The organism is Streptomyces sp. HUAS MG91, from assembly GCF_040529335.1.
GTDB classification, from domain to species: Bacteria; Actinomycetota; Actinomycetes; order Streptomycetales; family Streptomycetaceae; genus Streptomyces; species Streptomyces tabacisoli.
Map to the genome: position 1 here is coordinate 2207843 of NZ_CP159534.1, position 21917 is coordinate 2229759.

Below are 21917 nucleotides of genomic sequence, written 5' to 3' on the forward strand. Positions count from 1 at the left end.
CCCCACCGGCCGCAAGTCGCCGCTGAGACCGCACCCGGCAGGCGGATCGGCGCCTAGGGCCTGTCCGGCGGATCAGGTCGCAAGCGGGTGGCCCGCGCGTCTCTGTGCCGGTGAGCGGGGTCTGGTGCGTCGAGATGCAAGGCGGAGGAGGGCGTCGACGCGGAGCATCGGCAACCGACGACAACGCCGCAGGTCGGCGTGCCAGACCCCGCGCCCGCGACAAGATCCGCCGGACAGGCCCTAGACCCCCCGCACCTTCAACGCCCTGGCCAGATCGTCCAGTTGATCCACGAGCCTGCGCCGCAGCGCGGGCGCGGGCGCGCCGTCGGCCAGGCACCGCTCCCCCAGCCGCGACGTCTCGGCGTCGATGGCGTACTCGGGGAACGCGTACCGCCCGGCAGCCGCGGCGATGGCCGGTCCGCGTCGTTCGGCGACGGCGGTCGCGTCGGTGAAGTAGCGCGGGACGTACGAGCGCAGCAGGTCGGCCTGTTCGGGCTGCCAGAAGCCCTGGGCGGTGGCGGTGAACAGGTAGTTGGACAGGTCGCGGTCGGGGTCGGTGGTGAACAGGGCGTCCCAGGCGGCGGCCTTGGCCTGCGGGTCGGGGAGCGCGGCGTGGCAGCGGGCGGCGCCCTCCTGGCCGACGGCGCTGGGGTCGTGGGCGAGTTCGGCCTCGATGACGGCGTCGTCGACGGCGCCGAGGACGCTGAGCCGGCCGAGGATGCGCCAGCGCAGTTCGGGGTCGAGTTCGGGGCCGCCGGGGACGGCGCCGGAGTCGTACCAGTCGCGGATGACGTCGGCGTACTGGGCGGCGTCGATGAGGTGGCGTACGGCGGTCAGGCGCAGGCCGGGGTGGCTGCCGTCCTCGGTGCGGCGGATGAGGTCCTCGCACAGGGTGGTGAGGAGGGTGAGGGCGGCGGGGCGGTCGGCGGGTGCGGTGCAGCGGTCGGCGACCTGGGTGTGGGCGAAGGTGAGGACGCCCTGGACGACGGCGAGGTCGGTCTCGGTGGGCAGGTGGGTTCTGGCGGCCGACAGGTAGGCGGCGGGCGCCAGTTCGCCGTCGCGGACCATGTCGCGCAGGGTGTTCCACACGACGGCGCGGGTGAGCGGGTCGGGGATGCCGGACAGGCCGTGCAGGGCGGCTTCCCGGGAGGCGGCGTCGAGGCGGACCTTGGCGTAGGTGAGGTCCTGGTCGTTGGGGACGACGAGGGCGGGGCGGGCGCTGTGGGAGGTGTGGGGGGCGCCGGGCACGTCGACGTGGATGCGCTCGCGCAGGACGAAGGCGCGGTCGTCGGCGGGGTCGTGGTCGTAGAGGCCGACGGCGATGCGGTGCGGGCGGCTGCCCTGCTGGTCGACGGTGAGGGTCCAGCCGTCGCTGTCATCGGCGCTGTTTTCGAGGCGGCCGGTGAGGGTGTCGACGCCGGTGGTGCGCAGCCAGGTGTCGGCCCAGGCGTGGACGTCGCGGTCGGTGCCGGAGGCCAGTGACTCGATGAAGTCGGCGAGGGTGGCGTTGCCGAACTTGTGCCGTTCGAAGTGGGTGTTGATGCCGGCGAGGAAGTCCTTCTCGCCGAGCCAGGCGACGAGCTGGCGCAGTGCGGAGGCGCCCTTGGCGTAGGAGATGCCGTCGAAGTTGAGGAGGGCGGAGGCGGTGTCGGGGACGTCCTCGGGGGCGACGGGGTGGGTGGAGGGCCGCTGGTCGGCGTCGTAGCCCCAGGCCTTGCGGGAGATGCCGAAGTCGACCCAGGTGTCCTTGAAGCGGGTGGCTTCGGTGAGGGTCTGGTAGCCCATGTACTCGGCGAACGACTCGTTCAGCCAGATGTCGTCCCACCACTTAAGGGTGACGAGGTCGCCGAACCACATGTGGGCCATCTCGTGGGCGATCACCATGGCGCGCAGTTGCCGCTCGGTGTCGGTGACGGCGGAGCGGTAGACGAACTCGTCGCGGAAGGTGACCAGGCCGGGGTTCTCCATCGCGCCGGCGTTGAATTCGGGGACGAACGCCTGGTCGTAGGAGTCGAAGGGGTAGGGCTCGTCGAACTTCTCGTGGTAGCGGTCGTAGCAGGCGCGCGTGGCGTCGAGGATCTCGTCGGCGTCGGCGTCGAGGTGGGGCGCGAGGGAGCGGCGGCAGTGCAGGCCGAAGGGCAGGCCGCGGTGTTCGGTGCGGATGGAGTGCCAGGGGCCGGCGGCGACGGCGACGAGGTAGGTCGACAGGAGCGGGGTGGTGGTGGCGCGCCACTTGCCGTTGCCCAGGTGTTCGGTGACGCCGTTGGCGAGGACGGTCCAGCCGTCGGGGGCGGTGACGGTGAGGTCGAAGGCGGCTTTGAGGTCGGGCTGGTCGAAGGCGGCGAAGATGCGCTGGACGTCGTCCATGAACATCTGGGTGTAGACGTACGTCTCGCCGTCGGTGGGGTCGGTGAAGCGGTGCATGCCCTCGCCGGTGTGCGAGTAGCGCATGGCGGCGTCGAGTACGAGTTCGTGCTCGCCCTGGGCGAGGCCGGGCAGCGGCAGCCGGTTGTCGTCGAGGGCGGCGGGGTCGAGCGGCTGCCCGTCGAGGGTGGCGGTGCGCAGCTCGGCCGGCCTGACCTCGACGAAGGTGTCTCCCGCGGTGCGTGCGGTGAAGCGGATCGCGGTGCGGGAGTCGAAGGTGTCGGGGCCGCGGGTCAGGTCGAGGTCCACGGTGTAGTGGTGGACGTCGATGAGCCGGGCTCGGGTCTGCGCTTCGTCGCGCGTCAGTACGGGCATGGGGCCCATGCTGCCGTACGCCTCCGGCGGTGCGCCCCGTAGGGGCGCGGGGCTCTGCCGCGGGCCCCCGCTCCTCGATCGCCGGAGGGCCCCGGTGGTGTGGGTCGCCGCTTACTCGCGCGGGTCGGTGCCTGAATTGGCGGCGATCTGCTCGTGGTGGCGGATGACCTCGGAAATAATGAAGTTCAGGAACTTCTCGGCGAAGGCCGGGTCCAGTTTGGCGTTCTCGGCGAGCTGGCGCAGGCGCTCGATCTGGCGGGCCTCGCGGGCCGGGTCCGCCGGGGGCAGGGCGTGCTCGGCCTTGAGGTGGCCGACCTGCTGGGTGCATTTGAAGCGCTCGGCGAGCATGTGGACGACGGCGGCGTCGATGTTGTCGATGCTGTCGCGGAGCCGGGCGAGCTCGGCGCGCACCGCGGGGTCGACGGCCGGCTGGTCTGTATCCGTCTGGGGATTGCTGGTGGTCATGACGGATCAGCCTACGTGGAGCATCGGCGGGTCGTCGGGGTCGGGGATCTTGTCGGACCAGCCGCCGGGGACGGCACGGCCCTGCTGGTCGCGGAAGCGGACGGGTGCGGTGCCGACACGGCGGGTGAACAGGCGGGAGAAGTAGGCCGGGTCGTCGTAGCCGACGCGGCGGGCGACGGCGGCGACGGGCAGTTCGGTGGCGGCGAGGAGTTCTTTGGCGCGGCCGAGCCGGATGCCGAGGAGGTAGTCCTTGGGGCTGCATCCGGCGCCCCGGCGGACGGCGCTGCGCAGTTCGGCGGGGGTCATGCCGTGGCGGGCGGCGTGTTCGGCGACGGACAGCGGCTGGAAGGCGTCGCGGGCGAGGGCCTGGAGGACGGGGTCGCCGTCGGGGGCCATGTCGGCGCGGGCGCGGCGCAGGGCGACGAGGAGTTCGTGGACGGCGGCGCCGGTCTCGACCTCCAGGAGGGGGTTGCCGCGGCGGGCGGCGCGGGCGATGCGGCCGACTGCGGTGCGTACCTGGGCGGCGTCGGAGAGGGGGACGACGGGCCGGTCGGGTTCGATGTAGCCGAGTTCGGTGTACGTGGCCGTGGCGGGCCCGGTGAAGTCGACGAAGCATTCGTCCCAGCCGGTGCCGGGGTCGGCGCCGTAGTGGTGGGGGCGGCCGGGGGTGAGCCAGATGAGGGTGGGTGCGGTGAGGGTGGTGCGGCGCCCGTCGGCGTCCTGGAACCAGCCGCTGCCCGCGGTGACGACGACGGCGACGTGGTGGTCGAGGGTGCGGGGGCCGACGCTGGGGAGCAGGCCGTGCTGGAGTCCGACGCCGAGGCAGACCAGGCCGAGCCGGTGGTGGACGGGGCTGGGTGTGAAGTAGCGCATCCAGGTGTGGTAGGCGGACATGTGCCCCTCCTGTGGTTCCTGCGGTGTTCGCGCGGTGTCTCGTCCCGTCTCCCGCGGGCCGCCGGTCCGGTGGCTCCGGCGGTCCAACAACAGCCGATCTTTGTCCATGGACCGGGTTGTCCGCCAGGGGTGACAGTGACGGCCGGTGGGTGAGGAGCCCAGTGGGCACGAGGGAGCATGGGGCGCGTGATGGCCGAGTTCAGGGTGGGCGAGGACGACTTCGAGGTGGACGGCCGGCCGGTGCGGCTGCTGTCGGGGGCGCTGCACTATTTCCGGGTGCACGAGGAGCAGTGGGCGCACCGGCTGGGGATGTTGCGGGCGATGGGCCTGAACTGTGTGGAGACGTACGTCCCGTGGAATCTGCACGAGCCGGGTCCGGGCCGGTTCGACGATGTGGCGGCGGTGGGGCGGTTCCTGGACGCGGCGCGGGAGGCGGGTCTGTGGGTGATCGTCCGGCCCGGCCCGTACATCTGCGCGGAGTGGGCGAACGGTGGGCTGCCGCACTGGCTGACCGGGCCGCTCGGGTCGCGGATCCGGACGCGGGACCCTCAGTTCCTGGCCGCTGTGGAGCGCTGGTTCCGGGTGCTGTTGCCGTACGTGGTGGAGCGGCAGTTCGACCGGGGCGGTCCGGTGATCATGGTGCAGGTGGAGAACGAGTACGGCAGTTACGGCTCCGACGCGGTGTATCTGCGTTCCCTCGCCGACCTGCTGGTCGAGCTGGGGGTGAGCGTGCCGTTGTTCACCTCGGACGGTCCGGACGAGCACATGCAGTCGGGCGGTTCGATTCCGGGGATTCTGGCGACGGCGAACTTCGGCTCCCGCGCACGTGAGGGTTTCGCGAGCCTGCGCGGGCTCCGGCCCAAGGGGCCGTTGATGTGCGCGGAGTTCTGGTGCGGGTGGTTCGACCACTGGGGCGCGGAGCACACGACGCGGGACGCGGCGGACGCGGCGCGGACGCTGGAGGAGATCCTGGCGTGCGGGGCGTCGGTGAATCTGTACATGGCGCACGGCGGCACGAGTTTCGGCGGCTGGGCGGGGGCGAACCGCGGTGGTGGCAACCTGCACGTGGGCCCGCTGGAGGCGGACGTGACGTCGTACGACTACGACGCCCCGGTGGACGAGTTCGGCCGCCCCACCGAGAAGTTCTGGCTGTTCCGGGAGATTCTGGGCCGGTTCGCGGACGGGCCGCTGCCCGAGGTGCCCGAGCGGCCGGCCGCGCTGGGGGCGCCCGTGGTGGCGGGGCTGACGTCGTTCACGCCGCTGGACGGGGTGCTCGACGCGCTGGGCGGGCCGGAGGCGGAGCACGCGGTGCCGCCGTCGTTCGAGGAGCTGGACGTGGACCGGGGTCTGGTGCGGTACGCGGTGACGGTGCCGGGGCCGCGCGGGGCGTACGAGTTGCGGGCGCGGGGGCTGCGGGATCTCGCGGTCGTGTACGTGGACGGGGAGCGGGCCGGTGTGCTCACCGAGGAGGAGCCGGTGCTGGCCGCGCCGGTGTCGGGGCACGCGCGGGTGGAGCTGTGGGCGGAGTCGCTGGGCCGGGTCAACTACGGGCCGCGGCTGGGCGAGCCGAAGGGCATCACGGGCGGTCTGATGCACGAGCGGCAGTTCCTGCACGGGGTGCGGGCGCGGGGGCTGCGGCTCGACGCGCTCCGTGCGGAGGCAGTGGCGGGGTTGCCGGAGTCGGCGCCCGTGGCGGGGGCGCGGGGGCTGTACCGGGGGGTGTTCGAGGTGGTCGGCGCCGGTGACGCCGGGCTCGAACTGCCGGGCTGGACGCGGGGGTTCGTGTGGGTGAACGGCTTCTGTCTCGGCCGGTACTGGTCGGTGGGGCCGCAGGAATCTCTGTACGTTCCCGGCCCGGTGCTGCGGGAGGGTGTGAACGAGGTGTGGGTGCTGGAGCTGGACCGGGCCGCCGACGAGCCCCGGGTTCGCCTGGCCTAGGGCCTGCCCTGTCGTCGGCCGCGGGCCGGTGGGGGGCTGGCCGCGCAGTTCCCCGCGCCCCTGAAGCGAGCTCCACTCGCCCAGGAGAGGGGCGCGGGGAACTGCGCGAGAAGCCCCGCCGGGGTGCGGCCGCCCCACACGCGACGCCCGGCAGACGAAGTGGCGCATGCCGCCGTACGCTGAGAACGCCGGGCCCGGGCGCGCGGGCCCCGGAGGTTCAGGGGGTGCGCACGTGGCGAACGGCGGGCCGGTGATGCACGGCTATCCGCATCTGGAGACCGTGCGATCGGCGATCACCGCGCTGTACAAGCGGCTCTCGTACGACACCGTGCACACCTTCGCGGCGAGCGTCGCCCCGGTGGACGTGGCCTTCTGCGATCAGGACGATCTGCACATGGGCGCGCAGCGGGTGGCGCACGAGCTGGTGCGGCACTACCACCTGCCGGACGCCCGGATGATCGTGAGCTTCCGCGAGATGGAGCACGCCGCGAGTGTGGAACTGGCGTCCGGCCCCGAGTACTTCATCGAGCTGAACGACCGCTTCCGCACGCACCGCAGGGACATCGGCGCGGCGCTGGCGCACGAGATCATGCATGTGTACCTGCACCGCCTGGATCTGTCGTTCCCGGGGACGCGGGACAACGAGATCCTGACCGACGCCGCCGCGACCTATCTGGGTGCGGGCTGGCTGCTGCTGGACGCCTATCGGGAGGACGGGGCGTCGTCGCAGAAGCTGGGCTATCTGACGCCGGAGGAGTTCGGGTACGTGCTGGCGAAGCGGTCGCTGGCGTTCGGCGAGGCCCCGGAGACCTGGTTCACCAGCCCTCAGGCGTACACGGCGTACACCGAGGGGCTGGCGCAGGCCCGCCGCGACGAGCAGCAGCCCCCGCTGACGGCCGCCGGGTGGGCGGGCCGGCGACGGTATGCGAAGGATCGCCGCGCCGCGCAGGACCACGGGGCGCGGGGCGCGGTGCCCCTCGGTCCCTACGCGTTCTCCTCGGACGGGCCGCAGGGGCAGGGCGGGCTGCGCGTGGCGTTCCCGTGCCCGACGTGCCACCAGCGGATCCGGGTTCCGGTGCGCGGGCGGGTCCGGGCCCGGTGCGGGCTGTGCCGCACGGTCCTGGAGTGCGACACGTGACACTGTCCCGGTGGTAGCCGCGCTCGGCGGGCCCGCGCTCCACGCGGTGCGCCGCTCAGGCTCCATAGACCACCCCCGGTGCGGCGGCCCGGCCCAGAAGCTCCCGCGCCGCCTCTCCCGCGTCCGCCGGGGTCCACCGCTCCCCCTTGTCGATCGTCGGTCCGGCCCGCCAGCCCTCCATGACCGTGATGCGTCCGGCCTCCACCTCGAAAACGCGTCCCGTCACCTCGGCGCCGGCCGCCGCGGAACCGAGCCAGACCACCAGCGGTGACACGTTCTCCGGGGCCATCGCGTCGAACGCTCCCTCGCCGGGCGCGGCCATCGTCTCGGCGAAGGTGGACTCGGTCATCCGGGTCCGCGCGGCCGGCGCGATCGCGTTGACCTGGACTCCGTAGCGCTTCATCTCCGCCGCGGCGACGAGGGTCAGGCCCAGGATCCCCGCCTTGGCCGCGCTGTAGTTGCCCTGCCCGACCGAGCCCAACAGGCCGGCCCCGGAGGAGGTGTTGACGACGCGGGCCGTCGGTGTCCGGCCGGCCTTCGTCTCGGCCCTCCAGTAGGCGGCGGCGTGCTGGAGCGGCAGGAAGTGTCCTTTGAGGTGGACCCGCATGACGGCGTCCCAGTCGTCCTCCGCCAGGTTCACCAGCATCCGGTCGCGCAGGAACCCGGCGTTGTTGACCAGGGTGTCCAGGCGTCCGAAGGTGTCGACGGCCGCCGCGACCAGTGAGGCGGCGCCCTCCGGGGTCGCTATGTCGCCGCCGTGGGCCACCGCCCGGCCGCCCGACGCCCGTATCTCCTCGACCACGCGCGCGGCCGGGCTGTCGGCCGCGGGTGCTCCGTCGAGTCCCACTCCCAGGTCGTTGACCACGACCTTCGCTCCCTCCGCCGCGAAGGCGAGGGCGTGTGCGCGGCCGAGTCCGCGGCCGGCTCCGGTCACCGCGACCACTCGTCCCGCGCACAGCCCGGCGCTGTCGTCCGTGTCCGTCATCTCAGGCCTCCTTGTTGACCGTTGCGGCGTCCAGAAAGGCGGGGCGCTCCCCGCCGCCGTGCACGAGCAGGCTCGAACCGGTGATGTACGAGGCGGCGTCCGACGCGAGGAACACGGCGGCCTCCCCTATCTCGCGCGGCTCGGCCAGCCTGCCGAGCGGCACGGTGGCGCCGACGGCGGCGATGCCGTCCTCGTCGCCGTAGTGCAGCGCGGAGAGTTCGGTGCGCACCATGCCGAGCACCAGCGTGTTCACCCGTATCTGCGGCGCCCATTCCACGGCCATGGTCCGTGCCAGGTTGTCCAGGCCGGCCTTGGCCGCGCCGTAGGCCGCCGTGCCGGGCGACGGGCGGGTGCCGCTCACGCTGCCGATCATCACGATCGATCCGCGTACGGCCGCGAGCTGTTCGCGGGCGGCCAGCGAGGCGGTCAGCGGCGCCGTGAGGTTCAGCTCGATCACCCGGGCGTGCCGCTCGGCGTCGCTCTCGCCGAGCAGGCGGTAGGGGGTCCCGCCCGCGTTGTTGACCAGGACGTCCACCCGGTCGAGCCGTGCGAACATCTCGTGCACGGCGGCGGCGTCCCGCAGATCCACCGGCACGAACTCGCAGCCCTCCAGGGGGGCTTCGGGTGGTCTTCGGGCGCAGACCACGACCCGCGCGCCGGTCCGCGCGAACGCCTTCGCGATCCCGGCGCCCACTCCCCTCGTACCGCCCGTCACCACCACTGTTCGCCCGCTGGTCCGTCCGTTCGGATCCGTCCCGTCCATCCCCGCACCCATTCCCTGGACTCCCGCCGCCTGCTACCGTCGTCGCCGTACCAAACAAACGTTAGGTGGAAAGGTAGCTGAACGCCATGGGTGTCTCCACCTCCTCACCCGAAAAGGGGATCGCGGTCGTCACGATCGACTTCCCTCCGGTCAACGCGCTGCCGGTGCGGGGCTGGTACGACCTGGCGGACGCGGTGACCGCCGCGGGCCGCGACCCGGACATCACCTGCGTGGTGCTCGCGGCCGCCGAGGACAGCCGTGGGTTCTGCGCGGGAGTGGACATCAAGGAGATGCAGCGCGAGACGGCGTCGGCGTCCGGCGGAGGGGGCGGCCACACGGCCCTGATCGGTGCGAACCGCGGCTGCTACGAGGCGTTCTCGGCGGTGTACCGGTGCGAGGTCCCGGTGATCGCCGCGGTGGCCGGATTCTGCCTGGGCGGCGGCATCGGACTGGTGGGGAACGCGGACGCGATCGTGGCCGGCGACGACGCCACCTTCGGCCTCCCCGAGCTGGACCGCGGCGCGCTCGGCGCCGCCACCCACCTCTCCCGCCTGGTCCCCCAGCATCTGATGCGCGCGCTCTTCTACACCTCGCGCACCGCCACCGCCGCCGAACTGCACGCCCACGGCTCGGTGTGGAAGGTGGTGCCAAGGTCCGGCCTGCGCGAGGCGGCGCTGGAGCTGGCCCGTGAGATAGCCCGCAAGGACGGCTATCTCATCCGTCTCGCGAAGTCCGCGCTCAACGGCATCGACCCCGTCGACGTCCACCGCAGCTACCGCTTCGAGCAGGGCTTCACCTTCGAGGCGAATCTCAGCGGGGTCGCCGACCGCGTACGCGACACGTTCGGACAGGCCGGACAGGAGAGCGACTGACCATGCCCGACACCACAGACTCGACGGACGCCACAGCCACGGCGGCCGCCACAGACACGGCAGGCAGGGCCGACGGGCCCCCCGGCACGGACAAGACGATGTCGCCCGACGAGGTCGTCACCCGGCTGCGCAGCGGCATGACGATCGGCATCGGCGGCTGGGGCTCGCGCCGCAAGCCCATGGCGCTGGTGCGCGCGCTGCTGCGCAGCGACGTCACGGATCTGACCGTCGTCTCGTACGGCGGCCCGGATGTCGGGATGCTCGCCGCGGCGGGCCGGATCCGCAGGCTGATCGCCGCGTTCGTCACGCTCGACTCCATCCCCCTGGAGCCCCACTTCCGGGCGGCGCGCGAACAGGGGACGTTCGAGCTGACGGAGGTCGACGAGGCGATGTTCATGTGGGGGCTGCACGCGGCGGCGAACCGGCTGCCGTTCCTGCCGGTCCGCGCGGGCATCGGCTCGGACGTCATGCGGGTCAATCCGGACCTGCGGACGGTCACCTCGCCGTACGAGGACGGGGAGACGTTCGTCGCGATGCCCGCCCTGCGCCTGGACGCGGCGCTGGTCCACGTGAACCGCGCGGACCGCGCGGGCAACGGCCAGTACCTGGGCCCCGACCCGTACTTCGACGACCTGTTCTGCGAGGCGGCGGACGCCGCGTACGTCTCCTGCGAGCGGATCGTCGACCCCGCGGACGGCTTCGGGAAGGACGTCGTGCCGCAGTCGCTGCTGGTGAAGCGGCATGCGGTGACGGGTGTCGTCGAGGCGCCGAACGGCGCGCACTTCACGTCCTGCGCCCCCGACCACGACCGGGACGAGGCGTTCCAGAAGCTGTACGCGACGACCCCCTGGCCGGATTTCGCGGCCCGTTTCCTGCCGCGGGACGGCGACGAGGAGCAGTACTGGTCCGCCGTACAGGCCTGGCACGAGGAGCAGAAGTGACTACGTCCGCAGCAGTCGTCAGCAGGGCCGAGTACTGCGTGATCGCCTGTGCCGAGGCCTGGCGGGACAACGGGGAGGTGCTGGCGAGCCCCATGGGCCTGATCCCGTCGGTCGGGGCGCGGCTGGCCAAGCGGACCTTCTCGCCCGAGCTGATGCTCACCGACGGCGAGGCGATGCTGGTCGGTCTCGACGGCTCGCCGGAGGGCTGGCTGCCGTACCGACAGCACCTGGCGATGGTCACCGGTGGCGACCGGCACGTGATGATGGGCGCGAGCCAGCTCGACCGGTTCGGGAACCAGAACATCTCGTGCATCGGTGACTGGAGCCGCCCCGACCGGCAGTTGCTCGGGGTGCGCGGAGCGCCGGTCAACACGGTGAACAATCCGGTGAGTTACTGGGTTCCCAAGCACAGCAGGCGGGTGTTCGTCGAGAAGGTCGACATGATCAGCGGGGTGGGTTACGACAGTGCGGCCGCGGCCGGGCCGTCGGCCACCCGGTACCACCGTCTCCCGCGCGTGGTGACGAATCTGGCGGTCCTGGACTTCGCGACGCCGGACCACTCGATGCGGCTGGCGTCCGTGCATCCGGGCGTCACGGTCGAGGAGGTGCGGGAGGCCACCGGGTTCGCACTGGCCCTGCCCGACGGCGGCGAGGTGCCGTTCACCCGGGAGCCGACCGCCGCGGAGCTGCGGCTGATCCGCGAGGTCATCGACCCGAAGGGCACGCGCGAGCGTGAGGTCCGGCCCGTATGAGCGAGGCCGGGCCCGCGCAGGCGGGGTTCACGATTCCCACGGCGTTCACGAAGCTCACCGGTGTCCGCCATCCCCTCGTCCAGACCGGGATGGGCTGGGTGGCGGGCCCCCGGCTGGTGTCCGCGGCGGCGAACGCGGGGGCGCTCGGCATCCTCGCCTCGGCGACCATGACGGTCGATCAACTCCGCTCCGCCGTACGGGAGGTGAAGTCCCGCACCGAGCAGCCCTTCGGGGTCAATCTGCGGGCCGACGCGGGTGACGCGCGCGAGCGGGTCGCGGTGATCGTGGCCGAGGGGGTGAGGGTGGCGTCGTTCGCGCTGGCGCCCTCCCGCGAGCTGATCGCCGAGCTGAAGGACGCGGGGGTCGTCGTGATCCCCTCCATCGGCGCGCGCCGGCACGCCGAGAAGGTCGCGGCGTGGGGTGCGGACGCGGTGATCGTGCAGGGCGGGGAGGGCGGCGGGCACACCGGGGACGTGGCGACGTCCGTGCTGCTCCCGCAGGTCGTGGACGCCGTCGACATACCGGTGGTCGGCGCGGGCGGTTTCCACGACGGGCGCGGGCTGGTCGCCGCGCTCGCCTACGGGGCCGCGGGGATAGCGATGGGGACGCGTTTCCTGCTCACCTCCGACTCCACGGTGCCGGACGCGGTGAAGGCGAAGTATCTGGCGGCTGGTGTCAGGGACGTCACGGTGACGACGGCCGTGGACGGGCTGCCGCACCGGATGCTCCGCAGCGATCTGGTCGACGCCCTGGAGGGCGGCGGGCGGTCACGCGCGCTGCTGCATGCCGTGCGGCGGGCCGCCGGTTTCCGGAAACTGTCCGGTCTGACCTGGCCGCAGATGGTGCGGGACGGGCTCGCCATGAAGCACGGCAAGGACCTCAGCTGGAGCCAGGTCCTGCTCGCTGCCAACACCCCGATGCTTCTGCGGGCCTCCATGGTCGAGGGCCGCACCGACCTCGGTGTCATGGCGTCGGGCCAGGTCGCCGGGGTCATCGAGGACCTGCCCAGCTGTGCGGAGCTGGTGGCCCGGGTGATGGCCGAGGCGCGGCACGCGCTCACCACCCTGCCTGCACCGGGGTGATGAGTGGTGTGCCGCGCCGCTGAGCGGATCGGCTAGGCGGCGGCCTGGCGCGGGCCGCGTCGGTTGGCTGCCGCGCCCGCGCCGGAGGCGGACTTCGCGGCACCGGCAGCGGCGCCGCCCGAGCGGCGGCGCGCGCCGCCCGTACCGGTCCCGGCGGCCTTCGTTCCGCTCGCGGAGCGCTGGCGCTGCTGCGGCTGACGCTGCTGGCCCTCGGCGGCCGGCTTGCCCGAGCCGCCGGCACGGGAACCGCGCGAGCGGCGCGACCGGCGCGGCTTCGACGCGTCGCCCGCCGGGGCGACGGGCTCCGGGACGGCGATGGTCACGGCGACACCGGACGGCTCACGAGCACCGGTGATCTTCACCAACTCCTCGTCCGTGGACCGGACCTGGGTGGTGGTGGGCCGGATCCCCGCGTGCTGCATGAGGCGCTGCATCTCGCGCTTCTGCTCGGGGAGCACGAGCGTGACGACGCTGCCGGACTCACCGGCGCGTGCGGTGCGGCCGCCGCGGTGCAGGTAGTCCTTGTGCTCGGTCGGCGGGTCGACGTTGACGACGAGGTCGAGGTCGTCGACGTGGATGCCGCGCGCGGCGACGTTCGTGGCGACGAGCGCGGTGACGCGGCCGTCCTTGAACTGCTCCAGGGTGCGGTTGCGCTGCGGCTGGCTGCGGCCGCCGTGCAGCGGGGCGGCGAGGACGCCGCTGGCGAGCAGTCGCTTGGCGAGCCGGTCGGCGGAGCGCTTGGTGTCGACGAAGAGGATGACGCGTCCGTCGCGGGCGGCGATCCGGGCCGTGACGGCCTTCTTGTCGGTCTCGTCCTGCACGTGCAGGACGTGGTGCTCCATGGTGGTGACGGCACCGGCCGACGGGTCCACCGAGTGCACGACGGGGTCGGTGAGGAACTGCTTGACGAGCCGGTCCACGTTGCGGTCGAGCGTCGCCGAGAACAGCATCGTCTGTCCGCCGGGCGCGACCTGCTTGAGGAGCGCGGTGACCTGCGGCATGAATCCCATGTCGGCCATCTGGTCGGCTTCGTCGAGCACCGTGATGCGTACCTGGCCGAGGGCCACGTCGCCGCGCTCGATGAGGTCCTTGAGGCGGCCGGGGGTGGCGACGACGACCTCGGCGCCGCGGCGCAGCGTGCCCGCCTGGCGGGAGATCGACATGCCGCCGACGACGGTCGCCAGCCGGAGGTGGAGCGCCGTCGCGTACGGGGTGAGGGCGTCGGTGACCTGCTGCGCGAGCTCACGCGTGGGGACGAGGACCAGGGCGAGCGGCGTCTTCGGCTCGGCCTTGGTGCCGGCGGTGCGGGCGAGCAGCGGGAGCCCGAAGGCGAGCGTCTTGCCGGAGCCGGTGCGGCCGCGGCCGAGGAGGTCGCGTCCGGCGAGGGAGTTGGGGAGCGTCGCGGCCTGGATGGGGAACGGCGCGGTGACGCCCTGTGCGCTCAGCGTCTTCAGCAGGGCGGCGGGCATGTCGAGGTCGGCGAAGTCCGCGACCGGCGGCAGTGCCGGAGTGGTGTTCTCCGGCATGGTGAACTCGCGCGGCGGCGTGGGCTGTTGCCTGCGCTGCTGCTCGGGGGCGCGACGCTTGCCCGCCGCGGGACGAGGGGTGCGGCGGCGGGACGGACGGGCGGAGCTGGTCATGCGGCAGGCCTTCCGGGGACGGGGACAGCATGAGCCGGGGCCCGCACCGACAGCGGTGCGGACCCCGGCCCGGAAATGCTCGATCAGGGGAGATCAGGCGGGGAGGATGTTCTCCGCCTGGGGGCCCTTCTGACCCTGGGTGACGTCGAAGGTCACCTTCTGGCCCTCCTGGAGCTCACGGAAGCCCGAGGTGGCGATGTTCGAGTAGTGGGCGAAGACGTCGGCGCCGCCGCCGTCCTGCTCGATGAAGCCGAAGCCCTTTTCCGAGTTGAACCACTTCACGGTACCGGTGGCCATGTCATTCTCCTTGAACAGGTAGCAGCCCCCATTCCGAGAACGCTCATGAGAACGCCGGATTCCGGGAACACACCCCGGAAAACAATAATGCGCCTGAGGAACATTCCCGTCAGGCGCACATAAAGTCTATGGGTACCAAAACTGCAACGCTTAGATCTTAGCACGGCGGACGTGGATCTTCACAGTCGCTCGATGATCGTCACGTTGGCCTGGCCGCCGCCCTCGCACATGGTCTGCAGGCCGTAGCGCCCGCCGGTGCGCTCCAACTCGTGGAGCAGGGTGGTCATCAGCTTCACACCGGTCGCGCCGAGCGGGTGGCCGAGAGCGATCGCCCCGCCGTTCACGTTCACCTTCGCGGGGTCGGCGCCGGTCTCCTTCAGCCAGGCGAGGACGACGGGCGCGAACGCCTCGTTGATCTCGACGAGGTCCATGTCGGCGATGGTCATGCCGGTCTTCTTCAGGGCGTACGCGGTGGCGGGGATCGGCGCGGACAGCATGCGGATGGGGTCCTCGCCGCGTACGGAGAGGTGGTGGACGCGGGCACGGGGAGTGAGGCCGTGCTCACGGACCGCCTGTTCGGAGGCGATGAGGAGGGCGGCGGCGCCGTCGGAGACTTGGGAGGAGCAGGCGGCGGTGATGGTGCCGCCGTCGAGGACGGGCTTGAGTCCGGCCATTTTTTCCAGGGTGGTGTCGCGGCGCGGCCCCTCGTCGACGCGCACGTCCCCGTAGGCGACGGTCTCGCGGTCGAAGCGGCCCTCGTCGATGGCGCGCAGTGCCCGCTGGTGGGACTGGAGGGCCCATTCCTCCTGGTCGCGGCGGGTGACGCCCCATTTCTGGGCGATCAGCTCGGCGCCGTGGAACTGGTTCACCGGCTGGTTCCCGTAGCGGGCGCGCCAGCCCTCGCTGCCGAGGTAGGGGCCGTCGGTGAGGCCGAGGGGTTCGGCGGCCTGCCGGGAGGCGAAGGCGATGGGGATCATCGTCATGTTCTGCACGCCGCCGGCGACGACGAGGTCCTGGGTGCCGGAGAGCACGCCCTGGGCGGCGAAGTGCAGGGCCTGCTGGGAGGAGCCGCACTGCCGGTCGACGGTGACGCCGGGCACCTCCTCGGGGAGGCCGGCCGCGAGCCAGCAGGTGCGGGCGATGTCGCCGGCCTGCGGGCCCACGGTGTCGAGGCAGCCGAAGACGACGTCCTCGACGGCGGCCGGGTCGACGCCGGTGCGGGTGACGAGTTCCTTGAGGACGTGGGCGCCGAGGTCGGCCGGGTGGACACCCGAGAGGCCTCCCTTGCGCCGTCCGACGGGCGTGCGGACCGCTTCGACGATGTAGGCCTCGGCCATGACGGAACCCTTCCGTGTCTGTGGACGCGTACGGCTAGGTCGGCCGTACGGCGATGCCGTCCAGCACCATCGAGAGGTACTGGCGGGCGATCTCCTCGGGGCTGTGCTGTCCGCCGGGCCGGTACCAGGACGCGGCCACCCATACGGTGTCGCGCACGAACCGGTAGGTGAGGCGGATGTCGAGATCGGCGCGGAAGTTCCTGTCCTCGACCCCGCGCTCCAGGGTCGTCAGCCACGCCTTTTCGAACTTGCGCTGGGACGCCGCGAGGAATTCGAATCTCTCCTGCACGGCGAGGTGCTTGGCCTCCTTCTGGTAGATCGCGACGGCGGCGCGGTGCCGGTCGATCTCCCGGAAGGATTCGGTGACGAGGGCCTCGAGGGTTTCCCGGGGCCCGAGTTCGGCGTCGAGCACGGCGTCGTAGCCCGACCAGAGCTCGTCGAGGAAGGTCCGCAGGATCTCCTCCAGCATCGATTCCTTGGAGTCGAAGTGGTAGTAGAGGCTGCCGGCGAGCATGCCCGCGTGGTCGGCGATCTTGCGGACGGTGGTGGCGTTGTAGCCCTGGGCCGCGAAGACCTCGGCGGCGGTGTCGAGGAGTTCGCGGCGCCGCTCGGGCGATGCGGTCACCTGGGGCTTCTTCTTCGTAGGCACGCGACCATTGTGGTCCCCGTCGGATCGGTCATGGGTGCTGGCTGCTCACCGAGACGGTCTCGCCCGTCATGTACGAGGAGTACCGGGAGGCGAGGAACACGATCACATTGGCCACCTCCCACGGCTCGGCGTATCTGCCGAAGGCCTCCTTCCGCGTCAGCTCCGCCAGCAGTTCGGGCGAGGTGACCTTCACCAGGTGGGGGTGCATGGCGAGGCTGGGCGACACCGCGTTGACCCGGACTCCGTACTCCGCGGCTTCCACGGCGGCGCAGCGTGTCAGTGCCATGACGCCCGCCTTGGCCGCGGCGTAGTGGGCCTGGCCCTCCTGGGCGCGCCAGCCCACCACCGAGGCGTTGTTGACGACGACGCCCGTGCGGCCGGTGTCGCGGTAGGCGCGCAGGGCGGCCCGGGTGCAGCGGAACGTGCCGTTCAGCGTCACGTCCAGGACCTTGGTCCACTGCTCGTCGGTCATGTCGACGAGGGCCGAAGTGCCACCCAGACCTGCGTTGTTGACGACGATGTCGAGTCCGTCGTGCAGGTCGTGGGCGCGGGCGAAGAGAGCGGCGACCTGCTCCTCGTCGGTGACGTCGCAGGGCTGTGACGCCACGCGCGAGGGGCCGAACTCCTCGGCGAGCGCCTGCTCGGACTCCTTGAGGCGGCGGGCGTGCGCGTCGCTGATGAGGACGCGGGCGCCCTCCTCCAGGAATCTGCGGGCGGTGGCGCCGCCGATGCCGGCCCCGGCGGCCGCGGTGATCACGGCGGTGCGGCCGGCGAGCAGGTCATGCGCCGGCTCGTATGCGGGGGTGGTCATGTCCGCGCCTCCTCAACTCGCTGCTCAGCCGGTCGGTTCGAGCGATTCCGCCGGAAGGCTCTCGACGCCGCTCGTGCCGCTACGGTAACCTACCAAACACTTGTTAGGGAAGGATGACGCCGATGCCCGGACCAGACACCGACGCCGAACGACCTGTTCTGTACGCGGCCGAGGGCCCGGTCGCGTACGTGACGCTGAACCGGCCGCGGTACCGCAACGCCCAGAACTCGGCGATGACGTACGCCCTCGACGAGGCCTTCTACCGCGCTTCGGCGGACTCCGGCGTCAAGGTCGTGGTGCTCGCGGGCGCGGGCGAGCACTTCTGCGCGGGGCACGACATCGGCACGCCGGAGCGTGACGCGCATCTGCCGTTCGAGCGGCGGGCGGGGCTGTGGTGGGACCACTCCGACAAGGAGGGCGCGGAGTCCCGGTTCGCGCGGGAGTCGGAGGTGTATCTGGGGATGTGCCGCCGCTGGCGCGAGCTGCCCAAGCCGGTGATCGCCTCGGTGCACGGGGCGTGTGTGGCGGGCGGGTTGATGCTGGCGTGGGTGTGCGACCTGATCGTGGCGAGCGAGGACGCCTTCTTCGCGGACCCGGTGGTGCGGATGGGGATACCGGGCGTCGAGTACTTCGCGCACCCGTGGGTGATGCCGCCGCGGATCGCGAAGGAGTTCCTGTTCACGGGCGACCGGATGAGCGCGCGCCGGGCGTACGAGGTGGGGATGGTGAACAAGGTGGTGCGGCGGGCCGATCTCGGCGCGGAGACGGACGCGTTGGCGCGGCGGGTGGCGGACATGCCGCGGCTGGGTCTGGCCCTGGCCAAGCGCGCGGTGAACCAGGCGGAGGACCTGCAAGGACTGCAGACGGGCATGGACTCGGTGTTCGGCCTGCACCACGTGGCGCACGCGCACAACGCGGAGACGGCGGCCGACTCCCTGGGCGGCATGGACGTGGCGGCGATGAAGCGGGCCGGGGCCGGAAGGGCGGGTGCGTGATGGATCTGGACCTCACCCCGGACGAGGACGCGTTCCGCGCCGAGGCGCGCGCATGGCTGGCGGCGCACGTCCCGGCCGATCCGCTGCCCTCCCTGGAGACGGCGGAGGGGTTCGCCGCACACCGCGCGTGGGAGGCCGAGCTGTCCGCCGACCGCTGGTCGGTGGTGTCGTGGCCCGAGGAGTTCGGGGGCCGCGGTGTCGACATCTTCAAGTGGCTCGTCTTCGAGGAGGAGTACTACGCGGCGGGCGCCCCGGGCCGCGTCTCGCAGAACGGCATCAATCTGCTCGCCCCGACGCTGTTCGACCATGCGACGGACGAACAGCGGGCGCGGGTGCTGCCGTCGATGGCGAGCGGCGAGGTGATCTGGGCGCAGGCGTGGTCGGAGCCGGAAGCGGGTTCCGATCTGGCGTCCCTGCGGTCGCGGGCGGTGCGCACGGACGGCGGCTGGCTGCTGCACGGGCAGAAGACGTGGTCGTCGCGGGCCGCTTTCGCGGACCGGGCGTTCGGCATCTTCCGCACCGACCCGGACGCGCCCAAGCCGCACCAGGGGCTCACGTACCTGATGTTCGATCTGCGCGCGCCCGGCGTCACGGTCCGGCCGATCGGCCGGCTCGACGGCAAGCCGGCCTTCGCCGAGCTGTTCCTGGACGAGGTGTTCGTGCCGGACGAGGACGTGATCGGCGAGCCCGGCCGGGGCTGGCGCATCGCGATGTCCACGACGGGGAACGAGCGAGGGCTGACCCTGCGCTCCCCCGGCCGTTTCCTCGCCTCCGCCGAGCGGCTGCTGCGGCTGTGGCGGGAGCGCGGCGAGGACCCGGCGGTGCGGGACCGGGTGGCGGACGCGCTGATTGGGGCGCGCGCGTACCAGCTGTTCACGTATGCCAACGCGTCGCGGTTCGCGGCCGGCGAGCAGATCGGCGCCGAGTCGAGTCTGAACAAGGTGTTCTGGTCGGAGTACGACATGGCGCTGCACGAGACGGCGCTCGATCTGCTCGGCGCGGACGGGGAGACGGCAGCGGGCGAGTGGGCCGAGGGGTACGTCTTCTCGCTCGCGGGCCCGATCTACGCGGGGACGAACGAGATACAGCGCGACATCATCGCCGAGCGGCTGCTCGGCCTGCCGAAGGGGCGTCGCTGATGAGGTTCCTGCTGGACACGGAGCAGGCCGAGTTCGGCCGCACGCTCGACCGGATGCTGGGCGCGGCGGACACCCCGTCGGCGGTCCGCGCATGGGCGGCCGGCGATCCGGGGCCCGGCCGGGATCTGTGGACACGGATCGCGGACGCGGGGGTGTTCGCTCTCGCCGTGCCCGAGGCGTACGACGGCGTGGGGCTGCTCCCGGTCGAGCTGGCGCTGGCGTACGTGGAGTTGGGGCGGCACGCGGTGCCGGGTCCGGTGGTGGAGACGGCGGCCGCGGCGGCGCTGCTGGCCGATCTGGCCGAGGACGGCGGGACGGAGGGCGGGGCGGCGAAGGAGTGGCTGCCGAGAATCGCCGCCGGCCGGGCCGTGGTGTCGCTGGGCGCGGAGCCTGACGCGTTCGTGCTGGACGCGGACGCGGCGGACGCGGTGTTCGTGGCGGCGGGGTCGAAGGTGCGGCGTGCCGTGGTGCGGGGCGCGGTGGTGGAGTCGGCCGATCCGGCGCGGCGGCTGTTCCGGGTCGAGGCCGGTGAGATCGTCGCGGAGGACGCGGCGCGGGCCGTGGCGCGGGCCACCGATCTGGCCGCGCTGCTCACCGCCGCGCAGTCGCTCGGCGTCGGCCTCGAACTGCTGCGCAGAACCGTCGAGTACGTGGGGCAGCGCAAGCAGTTCGGGGTGCCGATCGGCTCGTTCCAGGCGGTCAAGCACCGGCTGGCGGACGCGCTGCTCGGCCTGGAGTTCGCGCGGCCGCTGGTGTTCGGGGCGGCGCTGTCCCTGGCGGGCCGGGGCTCCGTCGCTTCCGTCTCGGACCACGGCGCGGTCGGGAGAGCCGACGAGAGAGCGAGGAAGGACATCGCGGCGGCCAAGGTGGCGGCGGGCGAGGCGGCGTACCGGGCAGCCCTGGCCGCGCTGCAACTGCACGGCGCCGTGGGATACACGGAGGAGCTGGATCTGTCGTGGTGGCTGCGGAAGGCACGGCCGTTGCGGGACGCGTGGGGGACGCCTGCGCGGTGCCGGGAGCGTGTGGTGTCCGGGGGACGGTGAGGAAGCGCGTACCACGGGAGCACGGCGCCCATGAGGGGCGCCCCGCACCGTCACATCACCGGAGCCGGAAGGGAGTTGCCGATGTCGCTGGACGGCAAAGTCGTGATCGTCACGGGGGCCGGGCGCGGTCAGGGTGCTGTCGAGGCTCGGCTGTTCGCCGAGGCCGGGGCGCGGGTCGTGCTGACGGACGTACGGGAGGAGGAAGGCCGCGAAGTCGCCGCGTCCCTGGGTGGGCAGGGGTTGTTCGTGCGGCACGACGTGACGTCGGCGGACGACTGGGCCGGTTCCGTGCGGGCCGCGCTCGACGCCCACGGGCGCCTCGACACGCTCGTGAACAACGCGGCGCTGTGGCGCACCGCGTCCGTCGAGGACGAGACGTACGAGAACTTCGAGACGCTGCTCAGGGTCAATCTGTTGGGCCCGTTCCTGGGGATCCAGGCCGTCGTGCCCGCTCTCAGGGCGGGTGGCGGCGGCTCGATCGTGAACATCTCGTCGACCGCCGGACTCATCGGCATCAAGGGGCACGCGGCGTACGGGTCGTCGAAGTTCGGCCTGCGCGGGCTCACCAGATCCTCGGCGCTGGACCTGGCGCCGTACGGGATCCGGGTGAACTCCGTGCACCCGGGGGCGATCGACACCCCGATGGTGGCGGCATCGGTCACCGGGCGGGACTGGTCGCATCTGCCGCTGGGCCGGATGGGCCGCCCGGAGGAGGTCGGCCCGCTCGTGCTCTTCCTCGCGTCGGACGCGGCGTCGTACATCACGGGAGCGGAGTTCACGGTGGACGGAGGGTCGACCACCGGCTGAGCACTCCGCCGTCGGCCGAGCGAGGAGCGGTTCAGGCGGATCGGCCGCCGGCGGGGGCGATGCCGGTGACGACGGCGGTGGGGCCCATGGCGCGGACCGGGGCGACTCCGGCGACGAGGGCGGCGTCGTACCGGCCGAGCACCCGGCCCGCGACCTCGGCCCCCTCCTCGCCGAGCGCCACGACGAGGGTCGCTTCGGGGCCGACTTCGAGGCTGCCGCGTACGACGGCGACGGACGGGGCGGCGGGCAGCGCGTCGCGGCGCCACATGACGTTGAGGTTGACGACGTTCCCGGCGCCGAGCAGCCGGCACTCGGTGGGGACGTCGCCGGGCAGGTCCTGGGGCGCGTACGGGCTGTCGACGAGGACGGTCCGGCCGTCGACGGTCAGCTCCATGCCGTCGCCGTCGGCCATGGTGAGGGTGCGGTCGACGCCGGGGAACGCGGAGAAGGGGCCGTCGGCCGCGACCTCGGCGAGACTCACCCGCCAGGTGAAGTCCGCCATGCCCGCGCCCTGCGGATGGCAGAAGACCTCGCGGGTGACGCCGCCCCCGTTCTTCCAGAGGGCGGCGGTGCGGTCAGCGGCGGGGAGGTCCCGTACGTCGATGTCGATCACGGAGACCGAGCGTACGG

General features: G+C 72.4%; 21 protein-coding genes. 10 read left to right on the forward strand and 11 right to left on the reverse strand.

Translation table 11 applies throughout. The annotated features are described in order from the left end of the window. Positions 1 to 240: 240 nt before the first annotated feature. The 3 genes from pepN to ABII15_RS10240 all read right to left on the reverse strand — a co-directional run bounded on the left by pepN (position 241) and on the right by ABII15_RS10240 (position 4098). Positions 241 to 2748 carry an aminopeptidase N gene (gene pepN, locus ABII15_RS10230; protein ID WP_353941969.1) on the reverse strand — a complete coding sequence of 836 codons (2508 nt, stop codon included), beginning with the start codon at positions 2746 to 2748 and terminating at the stop codon, positions 241 to 243. A 102-nt stretch (positions 2749 to 2850) separates the two neighbouring features. Then, positions 2851 to 3204 carry a chorismate mutase gene (locus ABII15_RS10235; protein WP_353941970.1) on the reverse strand — a complete coding sequence of 118 codons (354 nt, stop codon included), beginning with the start codon at positions 3202 to 3204 and terminating at the stop codon, positions 2851 to 2853. A gap of 6 nt (positions 3205 to 3210) precedes the next feature. Beyond that, positions 3211 to 4098: an AraC family transcriptional regulator gene (locus ABII15_RS10240; RefSeq protein WP_353941971.1), complete on the reverse strand. Its 888-nt coding sequence runs from the start codon at positions 4096 to 4098 to the stop codon at positions 3211 to 3213. Between the two features lie 189 nt (positions 4099 to 4287). Between ABII15_RS10240 and ABII15_RS10245 the strand changes: the two genes are divergently transcribed. Together ABII15_RS10245 and ABII15_RS10250 are read left to right on the forward strand one after the other, a co-directional pair. Beyond that, complete coding sequence (locus tag ABII15_RS10245; protein ID WP_353941972.1) at positions 4288 to 6036, forward strand: beta-galactosidase family protein; 1749 nt, start codon at positions 4288 to 4290, stop codon at positions 6034 to 6036. Positions 6037 to 6268: 232 nt separating this feature from the next. After that, on the forward strand, positions 6269 to 7174 hold the full coding sequence (locus tag ABII15_RS10250; protein ID WP_353941973.1) for a hypothetical protein: 906 nt from the start codon (positions 6269 to 6271) through the stop codon (positions 7172 to 7174). Between the two features lie 55 nt (positions 7175 to 7229). Here ABII15_RS10250 and ABII15_RS10255 read toward each other — a convergent pair whose 3' ends face one another. Both ABII15_RS10255 and ABII15_RS10260 read right to left on the reverse strand, forming a co-directional pair. After that, positions 7230 to 8159 (reverse strand): SDR family oxidoreductase, encoded by a 930-nt coding sequence (locus ABII15_RS10255; RefSeq protein ID WP_353941974.1) that lies wholly within the window; start codon positions 8157 to 8159, stop codon positions 7230 to 7232. Position 8160: 1 nt separating this feature from the next. After that, the gene (locus ABII15_RS10260) at positions 8161 to 8922 is read right to left on the reverse strand and encodes an SDR family oxidoreductase (protein WP_353941975.1); all 762 of its coding nucleotides are present in this window, start codon (positions 8920 to 8922) and stop codon (positions 8161 to 8163) included. An 86-nt stretch (positions 8923 to 9008) separates the two neighbouring features. On the opposite strand from ABII15_RS10260, the gene ABII15_RS10265 reads away from it, so the two are divergent. From ABII15_RS10265 to ABII15_RS10280, 4 genes are all read left to right on the forward strand, one after another. Next, positions 9009 to 9794 carry an enoyl-CoA hydratase family protein gene (locus ABII15_RS10265; protein WP_353941976.1) on the forward strand — a complete coding sequence of 262 codons (786 nt, stop codon included), beginning with the start codon at positions 9009 to 9011 and terminating at the stop codon, positions 9792 to 9794. 98 nt (positions 9795 to 9892) lie between these two features. Beyond that, the gene (locus ABII15_RS10270) at positions 9893 to 10735 is read left to right on the forward strand and encodes a CoA-transferase (protein ID WP_353947013.1); all 843 of its coding nucleotides are present in this window, start codon (positions 9893 to 9895) and stop codon (positions 10733 to 10735) included. After that, on the forward strand, positions 10732 to 11487 hold the full coding sequence (locus tag ABII15_RS10275; protein ID WP_353941977.1) for a CoA-transferase: 756 nt from the start codon (positions 10732 to 10734) through the stop codon (positions 11485 to 11487). The genes ABII15_RS10270 and ABII15_RS10275 overlap by 4 nt, the downstream gene beginning before the upstream one ends. 32 nt (positions 11488 to 11519) lie before the next feature. Next, positions 11520 to 12569, forward strand: a complete 1050-nt coding sequence (locus ABII15_RS10280) for a nitronate monooxygenase (RefSeq protein WP_353947014.1) — start codon at positions 11520 to 11522, stop codon at positions 12567 to 12569. 32 nt (positions 12570 to 12601) lie between these two features. Here ABII15_RS10280 and ABII15_RS10285 read toward each other — a convergent pair whose 3' ends face one another. From ABII15_RS10285 to ABII15_RS10305, 5 genes are all read right to left on the reverse strand, one after another. Continuing rightward, positions 12602 to 14209, reverse strand: a complete 1608-nt coding sequence (locus ABII15_RS10285; RefSeq protein WP_353941978.1) for a DEAD/DEAH box helicase — start codon at positions 14207 to 14209, stop codon at positions 12602 to 12604. Between the two features lie 93 nt (positions 14210 to 14302). Further along, on the reverse strand, positions 14303 to 14506 hold the full coding sequence (locus ABII15_RS10290; RefSeq protein WP_005318814.1) for a cold-shock protein: 204 nt from the start codon (positions 14504 to 14506) through the stop codon (positions 14303 to 14305). A 179-nt stretch (positions 14507 to 14685) separates the two neighbouring features. Then, positions 14686 to 15843, reverse strand: coding sequence for an acetyl-CoA C-acetyltransferase (locus ABII15_RS10295; protein ID WP_353941979.1), 1158 nt, complete (start codon positions 15841 to 15843; stop codon positions 14686 to 14688). A 34-nt stretch (positions 15844 to 15877) separates the two neighbouring features. Continuing rightward, positions 15878 to 16492, reverse strand: a complete 615-nt coding sequence (locus tag ABII15_RS10300; protein ID WP_353941980.1) for a TetR/AcrR family transcriptional regulator — start codon at positions 16490 to 16492, stop codon at positions 15878 to 15880. Between the two features lie 28 nt (positions 16493 to 16520). After that, positions 16521 to 17303 carry an SDR family oxidoreductase gene (locus tag ABII15_RS10305; RefSeq protein ID WP_353941981.1) on the reverse strand — a complete coding sequence of 261 codons (783 nt, stop codon included), beginning with the start codon at positions 17301 to 17303 and terminating at the stop codon, positions 16521 to 16523. 122 nt (positions 17304 to 17425) lie between these two features. Here ABII15_RS10305 and ABII15_RS10310 point away from each other — a divergent pair, with 122 nt between their 5' ends. The 4 genes from ABII15_RS10310 (at position 17426) to ABII15_RS10325 (ending at position 21287) form a co-directional block, all read left to right on the forward strand. Beyond that, positions 17426 to 18298, forward strand: coding sequence for an enoyl-CoA hydratase (locus ABII15_RS10310; protein ID WP_353941982.1), 873 nt, complete (start codon positions 17426 to 17428; stop codon positions 18296 to 18298). Then, a complete protein-coding gene (locus ABII15_RS10315; protein ID WP_353941983.1) occupies positions 18298 to 19437 on the forward strand; it encodes an acyl-CoA dehydrogenase family protein in 1140 nt (379 codons plus the stop codon). The genes ABII15_RS10310 and ABII15_RS10315 overlap by 1 nt, the downstream gene beginning before the upstream one ends. Beyond that, positions 19437 to 20480, forward strand: coding sequence for an acyl-CoA dehydrogenase family protein (locus tag ABII15_RS10320; protein WP_353941984.1), 1044 nt, complete (start codon positions 19437 to 19439; stop codon positions 20478 to 20480). Before ABII15_RS10315 ends, ABII15_RS10320 begins: the two co-directional genes overlap by 1 nt. A gap of 81 nt (positions 20481 to 20561) precedes the next feature. Continuing rightward, entirely contained in the window at positions 20562 to 21287 is a 726-nt protein-coding gene (locus ABII15_RS10325) for a glucose 1-dehydrogenase (protein ID WP_353941985.1), read from the forward strand. A gap of 31 nt (positions 21288 to 21318) precedes the next feature. Here ABII15_RS10325 and ABII15_RS10330 read toward each other — a convergent pair whose 3' ends face one another. Beyond that, positions 21319 to 21900 (reverse strand): HutD family protein, encoded by a 582-nt coding sequence (locus ABII15_RS10330; protein ID WP_353941986.1) that lies wholly within the window; start codon positions 21898 to 21900, stop codon positions 21319 to 21321. Positions 21901 to 21917 lie beyond the last annotated feature (17 nt).